The following is a 14,336-nucleotide window of genomic DNA, read 5'->3' on the forward strand; positions in this document are numbered from 1 at the left end:
GGTTTACACATAGATGATGGGGATACGCCTGTTATTTCGATCACATCGATAGAAATAGAACACGTTCTCGAAGTGTTGAGATATACACTCGTGACCAGGGGTGTGGTGACTCTGCCGTCGATTGATAGCGTGCATAAAACTCGATGAGGGAGGACACCCACCCCGCGTTTCTGTCGTAACTGGATGTGAGGGAGGGAGGGACGCTGATCTCGGAGGGATCACACCCCCGCGTTTCCGTCGTTCTCTACAACAATGGAGGGAGAGGCTACGATAGTGGTGTGCAGCCAATAATAATACACCTGATCTAAAAATGAATTAACTTTTAGGATAGATAGATTAAAGTACCATAGGTGAAAAACGCTCATTGAGTATACTTCATCCGAAGAGAGGATGAGGTCTTCATCCTCTCAGATGAAACAATCCTTCCCAGCCGCTTCTATAGACGGCTAGTCTTAGAGGGCTGACCGCTCTCGTCTCTGGTAACTCGCCGTGAACCTCTTCTTCGAGTCCCCACCATACCTTTTCGGTCATTACGACGGAAACGTGGGGTGTGTGGGTTCGGGGTTCGATATCGATACGACGCTCCTGTCTACGGGTTTCTTCTCTCACGTCGGAAACGAGGCTATTTTGTCAGTAATCCAATTCCGCCGAATTACGGCTTTTTCACGCTGGTATCGTACAAGAAACGTCGGAAACGTGGGGTGGCGTTCTCCACCAGATTTATACTCTTCCCGCTCACACCGTTTGATATTCAATGACACCCGACTCTTCCCCCAGTTCTGTCGACGATCCACTCTTTGAGTCCGGGCATCGTCTCTTCGCGAACAAGGATCTCCTGAAAATCGGCCACGTTCCGGAGGCTGACCGGATCGTCGGTCGCGACGAGGAAATCTCGAAACTCGCAAAACGTCTTAACGGTGCTGTCCACGGGTACTCCCCGGAGAACGTGATGATCTACGGAAAAACGGGAACCGGTAAATCTCTGGTTTCAAAACACGTCTGTCAACGAGCACAAAACGCCGCTCAGGATGGCGTCGAGATTGGAACTGCGTATATCGACTGTGCTGAAGACAACACGGAGACTCAGGCGATCTCCTCACTTGCCGCGAAGCTTAACGATGAACCTTCGACTGGAATCTCCGTGCCCCATACCGGTCTCAGTACGTCGAAATACTACAAACTCCTCTGGAAGACGCTCGACGCTCAATTCGATTCAGTGATCATCATCCTCGATGAGATCGACTTGATGAACGACGACAGCGTGTTGATGAAGCTCTCGCGTGCTGAGGAGGCGGGGAAAATCGACTGTAGTATCGGTGTCATCGCGATCAGCAACAAGATCCAGTACGTTGACAACGTGAACGAGCGCGTGAAAAGCAGCTTCCAGCACAAGGAGCTGTTCTTCAAGCCATACGACGCCAACCAGCTCCGGGAGATCATGTTCAATCGCGAGGATGCCTTTCAGGACGGCGTCCTTTCTGATGACGTGATTCCGCTCTCGGCGGCCTTCGCCGCGCAGGAACACGGCGATGCTCGGAAGGCGATCGATATTCTTCGCCACGCCGGGGAGGTTGCTTACGAGGCCGAGGCAGAGGAAGTGACGGAGGAACACGTTCGCCAGGCACAGCAGCACGCCGAAAAGGATCGGTTCAGAGAAATTGTGAACGGGGCACCCACGCAGGCCAAGGCGGCGTTGCTGCACTCACGGAGCTGAGTGTCAACAGCAACGACGATGCGTTCCTTACGAGTCGGGTGTACGATCAGTACGAACGCATCTGCAACGATCTCGATATGGATATCCTCTCCGTCCGGCGGTTCCGCGACATCCTGAAAGAGCAAGCCTTCCTCGGGGTTCTCGAAATCGAGAAGATCAACAAGGGAAGTGCGGGCGGCATCCACCTCCAGAACCGACTCATCGAAGATCCCCAGGTCGTCCGCGAAACGATCCTCGAGGAAAGCCGGATGCAGGACTGGACTCGCGAGTAGTGCACCCCACAACTGAATGGATTCGGACGACGGAAATCTGGGGTGTGGCGTGAAGAAACGACGGAACCGAGGGGGTGGAAAATTACGTCGGAAACGTGGGGTCGGATCGAAACGTCGGAAACCAGGGGTGGGGTTCACTACGATCGTTCCTTAGAGGCGCCGAACGAGGTCAAAACGGCATCCCTCTCAGCGGAGAGCTCTCGGCGAATTTCGGATCTGTCCCATCCGAGCGGTGACAACACACTCTCGACAGCCCTGACGAGTTGTGTCTCGTAGTACGACGCATCGTACGACTCGATCTCTTCGTGAGCCAACGCGACCCGCTCTCGGGAGGTCTTCTCGTTGTCGACGACAACGTACTCAATATCTTGTCCGGGGTGAACAGCGAGATCCTGCTCCCGAGCCCGCTTCAACGCGGCCACGTTTTGGGTATTCTGTGAGTAGCCTTCCAGCGGCTTGGAGATACGATTTCGTTCGACGAGCTTCTCGACTGGAACGTTGCCCGCCTGCAGTTCGTCGATTGCTCGTTCGAGCAGTCCGAGCACCGCGTCCGCCGACCGGGTCGCATCGAGTCGTTTGAGACAATCACGCTGGACGTCCTCGATGAACGTCGGCGTTGAGCGTTGACGAGCCTCGATGCCTCTGATCTTGAAGTCGTGTTCGCCGGCGACCTTGCCGAAATATTTCGTCAGCGCGCCGGCATCGCTCTCACGCTGTGGGACAAACGCCACCCAGTCATAGTGAGCTTCGTGTTCGAGTCGGATCTCGACATGCTCAGTAATTTCCGTTGCGAGTGCGCGGAGATCATCGCGATCCTCGTCGTCGACGGCGGGATCGGGCGTCACCCAGATCGAATCGACGATCCCGTGAACCACACGCCACCCGCCGGCCTCCAGTCGTTGTTTCGCCGTCAGCAGAATTTCGCGAGCGAACGCATTGATGGCTTCGTGGCACTCGATGCGACCGAACTTCGCGTTACTGAATCCCTGATATCCAAAACAAGCGACGAGAATCCATTTGAGCGCGCTCGACCGCCCTTCGAGTTCCACCAGGTGTTCTTCGTCAGGATCTTCGCGCTGTTTCTCTCGGCGGATCGCCTCCTTAATCTCGTCGCGAGCGTCGATGATCGGTTCCAGCACGTCAACGAGGTAGCCCCGTTCGTCGCAGATCGAGTAGCCGAGCTCGGGGACATCCTCACGGTCGCTGTGACAGTCACACCGGATAACGTCGGGTGAGACATTTCGCGTACAGATGATGTTCGGGTACAAACTCGAAAAGTCAAGTTCGTGAACATCCTCATGTAAGCCAACCTCGGGCGCGAAGATGAAGCCGCCGCGGTCGGCGTCGTGGAGTGTCCCCATCGGTTTGAAAAACTCGTGTCGCCAGGAGTTCCACGGGACAAGGACATCGCGCTCATGAGCCTCACAGATTTGAATCGCCGTGAGCACGTTTCCGATCGACGCCCACGCAAGCTCCTGAATCGGTTTTTTCGAGCGCGACACGAGGTCGAGGACGCCGTCGAGGTTCGTTTCTCCGTAGAAGAACGTGTTCGACTCGTCGATGATCACCCGACCAGGCACGTTGTACCTCGCCGGCGAGTGGCCAACACGACCGTAGCTTGAGTACGTCGACCGGCTCGCTAGCTGCTGATAGCCCACGTTTGTCAACCGGCTCATCGAAAAGTCATCCACGCCGGCTTCTGTCGCCATTTCGTGGAGGGTTGGGATAATCTCGCTCGTTGAGCAGATCAAAATATCTGGATCGTATTCTTCGAGTGCTGCTTGCACGATGTTCAGAATCTCCACCGGTGACCCAGTGATAGTGTCACCGTCGACTGAGAGCTTCCCATAGATCTCATTGTTTGTTTCACTTACCGGTACGCTGAGTCGGAGCGTGGACAACTCGCAGGCAGGCGTCGGATCAACACCGTTCTCTAGACAGTAGCGGAATTCTCTCGAGAAATCGACATTGAAGCAGGTGAGATCGCCGATTGGATACTCCGACAGTTGGCGTGTCTGCCGGGCGAGTGGGGTAATCCGGTTGATGTGGGCGACATCAACGGAGAGGACTGATTCTTCGTCTCTTCGAAAGCTGGGTCGTCGTGCAACCATCTCAGTTGCGACGACATCAGGGTGCTGCTCGTACACGGATCTGAGGGTCGTGAGATCGAGGTCAACGTCAGGATCACGAGGAGCCACGTAGAAGCCCGAGGTGTAGTCGTCCCGTTCTCTTGGGACGGCACTGTCGCTGGTTGTCTCCCATTCTATGACCCGACCGTCGTCCAAAAAATCGATTGTGAAGGGCATGTGTTATTCAACAATCGACAGAACATCCGAATATCAGATAAACTACGGTGTGTTGTTTCCGGGTTTCCTCAAAGGGATCGAGAATACGATTCCCACCTTGATCTGTTCAATTTCTCCGAAAACTTCCGGTTCCAGATTGATTTTCCGGATATCCCACTTCATTCTTAACCAACACATTCTTGTTAATTGGTCGTTCTGTTGGTTAAAATCATGGTTCCAACTTGGTATCTGATATCGCTATCGAGATGTCGACGTTGAAGCAGGCGATACCTCTGATTTAACGATCTGATTGTTGCTGAATCCACAGATAAACAAGGCGAGTACCTCGGGGCTTGACCCCGAGGCGGTTCACCGAGCAATCGGGGTCATACGGTTGGTATGGCTGCCATCGACGACGAAGACTTGCTCCTCATTTCATCGCAACTTGACCCTGTGCTATCATGGGAGAGAATAATTATTCCATAGATAACCCTCAAATCGACCGCCAATCTACAACCTCGGTGACTCTGTCGGTCGACAGGTCGACATCAATCACGTAGATCAGCTCTCCTGAGCCCCCTTGTCTCTGCTCTCGGATACGCACTACTGCACTGTCGGCAACGTAATTAGAATCTCTACTAATCGTGACTGAGTCACTTTGGTGTCTTTCAACTGATGTCTCGTTGATTGTAAAGGTATCACCGGACATCTCACTCGAATTGTTGATGCTAATGTTATATGATTGAGAAGTAGTGTCAGAGAGTGTAACCTGCTGGATTGGCTCGACAGAAACTTCGTACTCGTCTATCTTATCCAGTCCTTGAGCTACCGTCGAGTTGTCCAGTGCTACCTCTCTTGCCCGCTCGCGTTCGGAAGCATTCAGGACTTGATTTTCAGTTGTGCTGATTGAGAAGTGTCCAGTCTCTGTCTCTCTTATCGAGATCTGGCTCAGGTTGGATGTGTTATGTACGAGGATTTCTGACTCGTTTCCAGTTGTAAACGTGACGTTCTCATCAGAAACGATGAATTCTGAATTTGTCCCAGTGGTGGCGAGCTGCTCGGGCATCATGAAAGTGGTTCCAACTGCTGCTATTCCAATGCCGAGTATGCTTAGTCCGACAAGAAGGAGCAAGCGCGAGCGAATGATTTTGTTCATGTATCGTATGTAGTTGAAAGAGCATATGAACGCTTGGATGAAACGCGTTCGAAATCGGTTTGAAACGTGTTTCACAGGCGTTTCAAGCCTTCTAACCCGATTATTTCGTTAGGCATAAGTTCCCTTTGAGAGAATTATTTTCCATGCGCCTAAGGGCCCTCCAACATACTCATTTGTTAGCAGCCGTTGGTTTTCTGGCGGCAGTTCTCGTATTGGCTGTTCAACTGATCTCTCCGTCGCAAGTGATGATATCTCTTGGAGAGAACGGTGCAGAAACGGTGAGTGTGGGTGAATATTTCACCTATGAAGAAGTCGCGGTGCTCGTCGGTGCTGCTTTCATCTGCGGCGTGAGTGGAACCTACCTTGTGTTACACGATCAGAAATATGTCTTTACATCTACTGACCGGTCGTCTATCCGACCACAGAGTCCAACACATGATGTACCAACTGACGGCGGTGCGGAAGTCTCTGCTACAACCACTGCCCCTGTCACTAGTGACCAGGTGGACAGATGGGAGGAAAATTTGGATCGCCTCGCAAATAATCAAGAGATCATTTACGAGCTATTGATTGAAAGCGAGGGAGAATTAGCACAACGAAAAATCGTCGATCGAACAGACTTATCCAAGGCCACCGTTAGCCGTACTTTAGATAAATTGGAGCATCGAGGACTCGTCGCGCGGAAACGGAGTGGCATGGGAAATACGATTCACCTACAGTGAACCAGCACGATTTTGATCGTTTGGCTCCGTGACATCTACTATCAAAACCGGAGGGAAGAAAGCCTGAAACAGTTTTCAAACCTCTTTTGGGGTTCTTTCCAATCAACGATTATCTGGTCTTTCATACAACATCCAAGCGCGGCGAGTTGGGGCACGTGGCATGATCACCCCCTGACGCACACACGGGGCTCAGTCACGTGTGTCCCAGCTCGCCGCAAATATGGTGCAAGAACTCATGCGTTACAAAACACTGATCCTCGCGGTTGCGGCACTGCTCGCTCTCGGAGCGGGCGGTGTCACAGCCACGACTATGACTACTCCTGCAGCCGACGCCGGGTCGGCTGCTGCACTGCCCGCTAACTACACTGTCGATATCGCCAATCCTGACGAAGTAACTGATGAAGCGGCCGAGCAGGCTATCGAGACAGCTTGGGCCGATGAAGACGTGCAAAGCTACGTCGAAGGGAATGATGCGGTTCACTTTGAAGTCTGGGCGTCGGAACTAGATGATGATACCGTCTATATTGATGTCGCACCCCTCGAATCACCAGAGGATACACTGGTTAGGGCCCACGTCAATGTCGATGAGCAGACGGTCACGTCAACCGATGAACCAGTGACGCTCAACGCTTCAAACGCCATTTCTATAACTGCCAGTGGCGAGGGCGATGTATCGGTAAACGGAACCGACTACGAACTGAACCAGAACACTCAGAATACTGCGGAGACCGGTTCACCCTACACTGCTGAACAGTCGACAGAGTTCCACATCAATGCGAGCACAGCCGGCTCACAGGCTGGTGAAACGTTCATCGTGACCATGGACACATCGGAGGGTGACAAGTAGAACTGGCTGTCCGAACTACCCACTGTCACCGCTCCTATTATTTTTCCTAGTTGAGGTATCTCGCTTTGTTTTGGAGGCTTTACCACCCCGCTGTGACTGCCACCATCGTTTCGTTGAGACGGCTGTGAGGAAGTGTTTCGTGAACACCGCGAGTACTCTGCTAAGAGCTGCTTCGGCTCTGTCCGGTATCGGAATCCGTAACAAGCCCATCTGGTAAACCTGAATATGGATCGCCGGTCAATGATTAAACTCAGTGGCACTGCGATCACCAGCGCGTTCAGTGGCTGTGTGGGGTTTGGGAATCAACCTGCTTCAACAGTGACGGTCTCGGGGATAACGATTCGAAACCGTATCGATCGTGAAATTGAGGTAAGCGTGTTGTTGGTAGAAGACGGAGATGTTGCGTACTGGCAATCAGTGTCAGTTCCAGCTGGGGCAAATCCGTTCGCTAATCCGGAAGATCTACCGAGTGAAGCAGGAGCATATGAACTGTATGCACATATTTCAGAATCCGACGATGACCCACCCATCCACGTGGATTTGACTGAAGACGCTGGTGACCAGTCATGCATCACCATTGGACTGGATATCACCTTCGCTACAGTTGGTGATAAATCCGTGCCAGCCGTCGTATACGGTACTCTCGGCCGTTGTTGAGCATACAACCACTGATTGCGAGGGATCTTTCGACAGTACCATTATTTGATCTTGGAGTCCAGCGGCGATCTCACGATCTTCACACGACCGCTACCGATGCAAATCACACTCACTCCCCCGTATCTCATCGCGGTCTTGACGCTCGGGAAGACTGCCGGTGCCCTGCTGGCATGGCGGTACCGATACTTGTCACTGCCTGCACGCATCCACCAGATGGTGCTGTCTCTCCTGGGCCTCGCGTTCTGCTGGCAGCTCTCAACCCTTGGATTCCTGTCGGTGTAGTCACCGTGAATCGATTCGTATTACCCAACTCTTTCGACGCTACCAATAGTATCGACTGCTACCATCGAAATATGAGGGTCGTCGCTGAATTCGAGATCAACTGCGACGCGCTCCCGCTCGTCGAGGTCGCAGCAACAGTACCCGAGGCAACGATACTCCTCGAACTGCAATTCAACCATGGAGAACGACCGCTTTTTCTCGTGACCGTAACAGACGGGTCGCACAAACTGGTAGCGAACGCGCTAACTGACGCCTACGACGTCGCTGAGTGGACGCTTATTGGACAGGCAGGTGACACGCGTCGGTATCAGGTGGTTCCGGCACTTAGTTTCGAGAAACAACTCGGCGATCATATAGATGATCTGGCGGGTCTTGAGTCGCTTGCTGAGCAGACGCGATTATCGAACGGATCGAGGTATTACCGGACGGCTGGCGACAAACGGGTTGGTTTGCCACCCGAGACGCATTCAGCGAATTCTCTTCGTTCTGGCAACAGAACGCCGATTTTCAACTGTCTCGTCTCACTCGTGACGGCGAGTCCGAACCGCCTGGTGATGGACTGACCAACCATCAGCAGGAGGCACTCAGGACAGCCTACGAGATGGGCTATTTCGATATCCCTCGTCGAGCCTCGCTGCAAGAAGTCGCGGCTGAGTTAGATATTTCTGCCTCATCGGTTTCCGAACGATTACGGCGTGCTCAGACGAGACTTATCGAAGAAACAGTGGCGACAACGTGGCCGCCGCTCCCAGAGTGAACCACCATGTGCTTCGAATTTCCCTGGTAATTATTCAATTGACGCATATTCATCCTTTGGCTCCCACCACGAGTGCGCCGCCGGTGACCGATATCGACACCCCGAATAAAATGATTCCGAGGTAGCCCACCGCTATTGAGCCAATATCTTGGATAGCGGAATGATATTTACTTGTCACATGGAGTAGGAGTTGCACGGTTCCGATGAAGCTGATCGTGACTCCAATTACATTGACCCAGAGTCCGACTTTTCGCATGGAATCACACCTCAGCGAGTTGGATAGCTCGGGTGATAATATACAACAAAACGATACCGGATCCGACAGCGAGAATGAACTGCGTGAGCAGAATAAATATACCCTCGAAAACACGGAAGGTCGAGGCAACCGCAAACGGAATCAGCGCGACCACCCCTACGAGGCCGATAAGCTTGGTTAGTGGGATCGACTCCGTTATGATTTTGTCTGTATCGAGGGTGCCCGTTGAATGCTCAATGAATAGCGGTGAGGAAGACATCTGAAGAACAGTTGCCAAGCGATGACTAAAGCACCCTTGATGGTGAAAATGAGATTTTGAGTCTGAAGCTGTGTTACAGGTTGCCGAGGATGAGCGTGATATGGACTCCAAGCAGGATGCCGAGCGTACTTAGCACGGTGATGATGTAGACCGCCCGAAGACCAGCAAAAGCCGGCGCATCTCGCAGCCTCGCATCTACCACACATGTGAGACTTGCCGCCACGGCGATCCCTACCGGGAACACCGTGAGCATGAGTACTGTTGAGGCAAATTCCGGCCCGTAGTACGGCCCGATCCCGAGTGTCCAATGGATTCGCATCTGTTCCGGGAGTATTCCATGAGCGATAACGCTACATAGCGCACTTACCAGAGCGATTCCATATCCGCCGCCAGCGAGGATCCGACGGGAGTTATCGCTGGTACCCCCACCGAGAGGGGGAATGACCGATGCCAGCCCTGAGGTATCGTTGGATGCTGGACGCTTCATCGGGTGTACCTTCGGAAGTAGCATAAAAACACGTACAGGCAACATTTCAGCTCCTGAAACGGTCAGTACCACTCTATTAATCGTGGTCACAAACTCGTCGATATATGATCACAGGCTCACACTTCGGGGCACTTGACGCGCTGCTCTGTAACACGATTTCCGTTGTGGAAATCTCTAATATTGGTCATTCACAATCGTATGACAGGTGATACCATGGGTTCAGCTCCGGAGCGTGGCGATGACGAACTCCCACCGGGGCCGATGGCTTCCCAGTGGTAGGAAATACACATCAATATCTCAAGCAGCCGATGGGGTTTTTCGACGAGCTTGCAGGCTACGGCGACCTCGTCCACTGTGAGTTCCCGCGTATCGATGCTGTCGCTGTGTTTCATCCTGACTACATCGGTGACGTATTGTTGGGACAAGGTACTTATGAGCGATGGAACTTCGATGAACTGAAAGAGCTCCTCGATTATGAAATCGCACCCCGAGGACTCACCTTCACCCGTGGGGAGGAGTGGAAACAACAGCGACACTTTCTCCAGCCGATGTTCGGATTGGATCGGCTGGAAGGATTTAGCTCGGCGATGGTTGAGGCGACAGAACAGCTGGTCACAGAGTGGGACGACGGCGAGGAAGTCGCAATCAACGAGGAATTTTCCTGGCTGACTCTGTCGATTCTAACGAACTCGCTGTTTGATTTCAATCTCGGGGAGCACCGGCAGGTGATCACTGACGCTGCCGACGAACTGCAAGCGATGGCTGATATGAGTGGTCTCGGGGCCGTTGAGATGCTCCTCCCGTCGTGGGTGCCGACACACAGGAACCGCCGCTACACGCAGGCGATGGAGGCTTTCGATGCGACCGTCGACACACTCATCGAAGAACGCCGCGACAATCCAAGCCAGTACGACGACCTCCTGACGATGATGCTCGAAAAGGAGGACGATCACGAGTATTCGATGAGCGATGAGGAGATTCACGATCACCTGATCACGTTCCTGATCGCCGGTCACGAGACGACGGCGATGGCACTGACGTTCACGTGGCTCCTCTTAGCAACCAACCCCGAAGAACGCAACCGATTACAGACGGAGGTTACGACCGTCTTGGACGGCCCGCCGTCGGCTGCGGATCTCTCTAACCTCTCCGTCACGGAACAGGTAGCCAAGGAATCGATGCGGCTGTATCCGCCCGCGGCAATGCTATTCCGCGAAGCGACCGAGGAAACACGACTCGGCGGGTATCGAATCCCTGAAGGGACGAAACTGCTCCTCCCACAGTTCACTGTCCACACTGACGAGCGGTGGTTTGAGGCTCCAAATGAATTCCGTCCGAAGCGGTTTGCCGACGACCGGAGTGACCAGCGACCGGAGTTTGCGTACTTCCCCTTTGGCGGCGGCCCCCACCAGTGTATCGGGATGCACTTTGCGATGATGGAACTGAAACATATCATCCCGATTCTCGCCCGAAACGTGGACTTCGAACTCGTGAGTTCAGCCGATCCCGAGATAAACATGGAATTGACATTACAGCCTGCTGACGATGTTAGGATGGTGATTCACAAATGACGGACAATGGAGACAAAGACACAGACCAGCAGGGGAACCTCCCTCCGAAACGGTCAGGCGTTCCACTGGTCGGAAGCGCAGTCTCGTTTGCTCGTGACCCCTATGCGTTCTACGAGGATCTGGCAACCTACGGCGATATCGTTCGGTTCTCGATGGGGAGTACGGACATGGCCGCCGTACTGCATCCGAGAAATATCAAGGAGGTCTTGGTCGAAGCGTTCGACAAGTACCGGAAGCCAGCCGACGCCGGGGGCGTCGATATTCTCTCCGAGGGGTTGTTATTGAGTGATGGCGAGCAGTGGCAGCAGCAACGGAAACGCCTGCAGCCACTGTTCTATCAGGATCGCATCGAGACATACGCTGAGACAATGGGAACGTACGCAGCTGCGTCCGCAGAGGAGTGGGCAGCCTCCGATGGCCCAGTTGATCTGACAGAGGTAACCTCCACGTATACGCTCCGAGTACTCGGGAAAACATTGTTTGGCATCGAAGCCGAGAAGCACCGACAGGCGATACGCGCAGGGGCTGAGGCGATCCGTGAGCGGAGTAGTGAAAGCCCAGTCTCCGTCGATATTCCCGAGTGGCTCCCGACCCCGAGAAACCGTCGGTACAAACAGGGGATCGCCGAGCTTGAGACCGTCATCGACGAACTTCTCTCAGACCAACCCGACGGAGCGGGTGGAGAGGACCTCTTATCGCTGCTCGTCGCGGCAATGGATAGCGATGATGAAGGCCCTACAGAGCGTGAGATTCGGAGTCAACTCGTGACGTTCCTGTTCGCCGGGCATGAAACCAGTGCGACTGCGCTGACGTGGGCGTTATACGAACTTGGTCGGAAGCCGGAGGTGGCTGGCAGACTCAGAAATGAAGTCGACGATGTTGTCGACGGTTCACATGCGGAGGTTTTGGATCTACCGGCGTTGGAATATACCGAGCAGGTGATTCAAGAGACGCTGCGTCGGTATCCCCCGGCAGCGGCCATCTTTCGAGAGACGGACACCGATGTCCTACTCGGCGATTATCAGTTGCCAGCGGATACATACCTTGTCCTGCCGCAGTTTTACGTCCATACAGACGACCGCTGGTGGGATGATCCACTAGTCTTTGATCCATCACGGTGGGACGACATCTCGGAGCCACCGGGTGACCGGCCGGAGTATGCGTACTTCCCGTTCGGTGGCGGCCCTCGACACTGTATCGGTATGCGGTTCGCACAGATGGAACTCAAACTTGCGCTCGCAACAATCGTCCGTCACTGTCACATCGATCACGAGTATGAGACCGTCGACATTGATATCGGGTCAACGGTCTCCCCGCCGAGGCGCTTGAGGTACGGTTCGAACGGCGAGAGTCACCCCTAAACCCACAGAACTGAGGTCTCCGAATAACATCTATAGCAGGGCATAACTTCGTGTGTTCAAGCTCATCACGTTTCAGATCCTGAAACACCTCCATTAGCTATACTTCTAAGTCCCTACATCAACATATGACAGCACCAACAGCTCAGGAGTCGTCCGGTGGTGCCGTCAGCTCAGCAGGCGACGCAGACATCGTGATCCACGATGCACTCGTGCTGACAGTCGACGACGAAAAGGAACTGTACGAGCAGGGAACGGTTTGCATCAGGGATGGACAGATCGTGGCGGTGCGGGAATCGAACCATAGCGACGCCGATATGGAGGCGGACGTGGTCATCGATGGCTCGGGAAAACTGGTTATGCCGGGGTTGGTCAACACCCACACACATCTCGAACTCACCCCGACGATTGCTGGTGCCAGCGAACTGGGTGAGTTCGAACTGTGGGGGTACAATACGCCTCTCTATACCCGGTTCTTCGACGGTGAGTTTGACTATCTCTGCAAGGCCGGATACAAACTCGCGGCACTGAATTTTCTCACCAGCGGGGTCACGACGGTGAATTCGATGGACACTCGTCCGAGTCTCGGTGCGGATGTCTTCGGTGAGGCTGGCCTGCGGGGATTCTTCGGCTCGGTGATCTCAGACCTGTTCTGGGACATCCCGGTCGACGAGCAGTTTGCCCGTACCCGGGAGTTCGTCGAAGCGTACCACGGTTCCTATGACGGGCGGATACAGGCGACGATCTGTCCCCACGACGACTGGTCGTGTACCCGTGAACTCTGGGAGCGGACTGCGTCGGTGGCCGCCGAGTACCCCGACGTACTCGTCCACACGCACTTGCTCGAACTGGAGATGAGCAATACGATTGCCCGGTCTAACGGTGCGACCGACTCGCTGGATCTGCTGGAAGATACTGGACTCCTCAACGACCGGCTGCTTGCGGCTCACTTCCGGGTGGCAGACGAACAGGACATCCAGCGGACGGCGAACGCGGATGCCGGCGTCGCACACTGCGCGTCGATTTTTAGCTACTGGAACCCCGATGCAGGTATGCAGTGGACGCCCGTCCCCGACCTGCTAGATGCAGGCGTTGATGTCGGACTGGGCATTGACGACCACTACTGGCACGATTCATACGATCTGCTCGGAGAGGCCCGACAGGCTCGACTTGCGGCAAACCTCCAATGGGGGCACGGACAGTTTACGTCCCGGGAGCTTGTCCGCATGCTCACCATCGAGGGAGCACGTGCGCTGAATATAGGCGACGAGATCGGCAGCATTGAAGCGGGCAAGCGGGCAGACCTGCTGGTGTTGGACTTTTCCTCTCCGAAGTTCGCGCCGATCAACAACATCTACGCCCACGTGGCTAACCAGGCGACCCGGGCCGATGTAGAGACGGTGATCGTTGACGGCGAGCTGCTGATGCGTGACGGGGACGTACTGACGATGGATTCAGACGCCGTCCTCGCCCGGGTTGAGGCGGCGATGGAGCGGTTCGAGGCCGACACAGAATGGTCGTTCGATCATGATGGAACCGAAACACCGAGCACATGGTCGGTCGTCCGGAATGCGCCCAAGCGTGGCCCAACGCGCATGGCCGCTAGATACGCGTTGCAGTCCATCAAGGACACACTGCGACTCTCACCGTAATGAGTAAAACAGCGGATGGATCATGAGGTCCCACCACCATCCTCAAATACATCCAGTCACG

General features: G+C 54.2%; 9 protein-coding genes and 3 pseudogenes. 9 read left to right on the plus strand and 3 right to left on the minus strand.

Annotated features, from left to right (window positions below):
• The first annotated feature begins 754 nt into the window (after positions 1-754).
• Positions 755-1,986, plus strand: a pseudogene (gene orc4, locus ACFQJB_RS14885) (DNA replication protein Orc4).
• 137 nt (positions 1,987-2,123) lie between these two features.
• Here the strand turns inward: orc4 and ACFQJB_RS14890 are convergent.
• Both ACFQJB_RS14890 and ACFQJB_RS14895 read right to left on the minus strand, forming a co-directional pair.
• Entirely contained in the window at positions 2,124-4,292 is a 2,169-nt protein-coding gene (locus tag ACFQJB_RS14890; RefSeq protein WP_379728652.1) for a type B DNA-directed DNA polymerase, read from the minus strand.
• Positions 4,293-4,764: 472 nt separating this feature from the next.
• Positions 4,765-5,427 (minus strand): hypothetical protein, encoded by a 663-nt coding sequence (locus ACFQJB_RS14895; protein ID WP_379728654.1) that lies wholly within the window; start codon positions 5,425-5,427, stop codon positions 4,765-4,767.
• 143 nt (positions 5,428-5,570) lie between these two features.
• Here ACFQJB_RS14895 and ACFQJB_RS14900 point away from each other — a divergent pair, with 143 nt between their 5' ends.
• The 5 genes and pseudogenes from ACFQJB_RS14900 (at position 5,571) to ACFQJB_RS14920 (ending at position 9,129) form a co-directional block, all read left to right on the plus strand.
• Positions 5,571-6,149, plus strand: a complete 579-nt coding sequence (locus ACFQJB_RS14900; RefSeq protein ID WP_379728656.1) for a helix-turn-helix transcriptional regulator — start codon at positions 5,571-5,573, stop codon at positions 6,147-6,149.
• Positions 6,150-6,384: 235 nt separating this feature from the next.
• Entirely contained in the window at positions 6,385-6,996 is a 612-nt protein-coding gene (locus ACFQJB_RS14905) for a hypothetical protein (protein ID WP_379728658.1), read from the plus strand.
• 225 nt (positions 6,997-7,221) lie between these two features.
• Complete coding sequence (locus ACFQJB_RS14910) at positions 7,222-7,653, plus strand: hypothetical protein (RefSeq protein WP_379728660.1); 432 nt, start codon at positions 7,222-7,224, stop codon at positions 7,651-7,653.
• A 353-nt stretch (positions 7,654-8,006) separates the two neighbouring features.
• Positions 8,007-8,692, plus strand: a pseudogene (locus ACFQJB_RS14915) (helix-turn-helix domain-containing protein).
• 254 nt (positions 8,693-8,946) lie between these two features.
• Positions 8,947-9,129 (plus strand): hypothetical protein, encoded by a 183-nt coding sequence (locus ACFQJB_RS14920; protein ID WP_379728490.1) that lies wholly within the window; start codon positions 8,947-8,949, stop codon positions 9,127-9,129.
• Positions 9,130-9,280: 151 nt separating this feature from the next.
• On the opposite strand, the gene ACFQJB_RS14925 is transcribed toward ACFQJB_RS14920, so the two are convergent.
• Positions 9,281-9,526 (minus strand): hypothetical protein, encoded by a 246-nt coding sequence (locus tag ACFQJB_RS14925; RefSeq protein ID WP_379728492.1) that lies wholly within the window; start codon positions 9,524-9,526, stop codon positions 9,281-9,283.
• A gap of 428 nt (positions 9,527-9,954) precedes the next feature.
• Here ACFQJB_RS14925 and ACFQJB_RS14930 point away from each other — a divergent pair.
• The 3 genes and pseudogenes from ACFQJB_RS14930 to ACFQJB_RS14940 form a co-directional block, all read left to right on the plus strand.
• Positions 9,955-11,265, plus strand: a pseudogene (locus ACFQJB_RS14930) (cytochrome P450); the annotation flags it as partial.
• Entirely contained in the window at positions 11,262-12,626 is a 1,365-nt protein-coding gene (locus ACFQJB_RS14935; RefSeq protein WP_379728494.1) for a cytochrome P450, read from the plus strand. The pseudogene ACFQJB_RS14930 and the gene ACFQJB_RS14935, both read left to right, overlap by 4 nt.
• Before the next feature lie 125 nt (positions 12,627-12,751).
• The gene (locus ACFQJB_RS14940; protein ID WP_379728496.1) at positions 12,752-14,275 is read left to right on the plus strand and encodes an amidohydrolase family protein; all 1,524 of its coding nucleotides are present in this window, start codon (positions 12,752-12,754) and stop codon (positions 14,273-14,275) included.
• Positions 14,276-14,336 lie beyond the last annotated feature (61 nt).

Origin of the sequence: Halonotius sp. GCM10025705 (assembly GCF_042662885.1) — an archaeon.
In the GTDB taxonomy this organism is placed as follows: Archaea; Halobacteriota; Halobacteria; order Halobacteriales; family Haloferacaceae; genus Halonotius; species Halonotius aquaticus.

Excerpts from the sequence above, each read along its gene's own strand:
- ACFQJB_RS14890 (WP_379728652.1), bottom strand. The coding sequence starts at position 4,292 with ATGCCCTTCACAATCGATTTTTTGGACGACGGTCGGGTCATAGAATGG.
- ACFQJB_RS14895 (WP_379728654.1), bottom strand. The coding sequence starts at position 5,427 with ATGAACAAAATCATTCGCTCGCGCTTGCTCCTTCTTGTCGGACTAAGC.
- ACFQJB_RS14900 (WP_379728656.1), top strand. The coding sequence starts at position 5,571 with ATGCGCCTAAGGGCCCTCCAACATACTCATTTGTTAGCAGCCGTTGGT.
- ACFQJB_RS14905 (WP_379728658.1), top strand. The coding sequence starts at position 6,385 with ATGCGTTACAAAACACTGATCCTCGCGGTTGCGGCACTGCTCGCTCTC.
- ACFQJB_RS14910 (WP_379728660.1), top strand. The coding sequence starts at position 7,222 with ATGGATCGCCGGTCAATGATTAAACTCAGTGGCACTGCGATCACCAGC.
- ACFQJB_RS14920 (WP_379728490.1), top strand. The coding sequence starts at position 8,947 with ATGGAATCACACCTCAGCGAGTTGGATAGCTCGGGTGATAATATACAA.
- ACFQJB_RS14925 (WP_379728492.1), bottom strand. The coding sequence starts at position 9,526 with ATGCGAATCCATTGGACACTCGGGATCGGGCCGTACTACGGGCCGGAA.
- ACFQJB_RS14935 (WP_379728494.1), top strand. The coding sequence starts at position 11,262 with ATGACGGACAATGGAGACAAAGACACAGACCAGCAGGGGAACCTCCCT.
- ACFQJB_RS14940 (WP_379728496.1), top strand. The coding sequence starts at position 12,752 with ATGACAGCACCAACAGCTCAGGAGTCGTCCGGTGGTGCCGTCAGCTCA.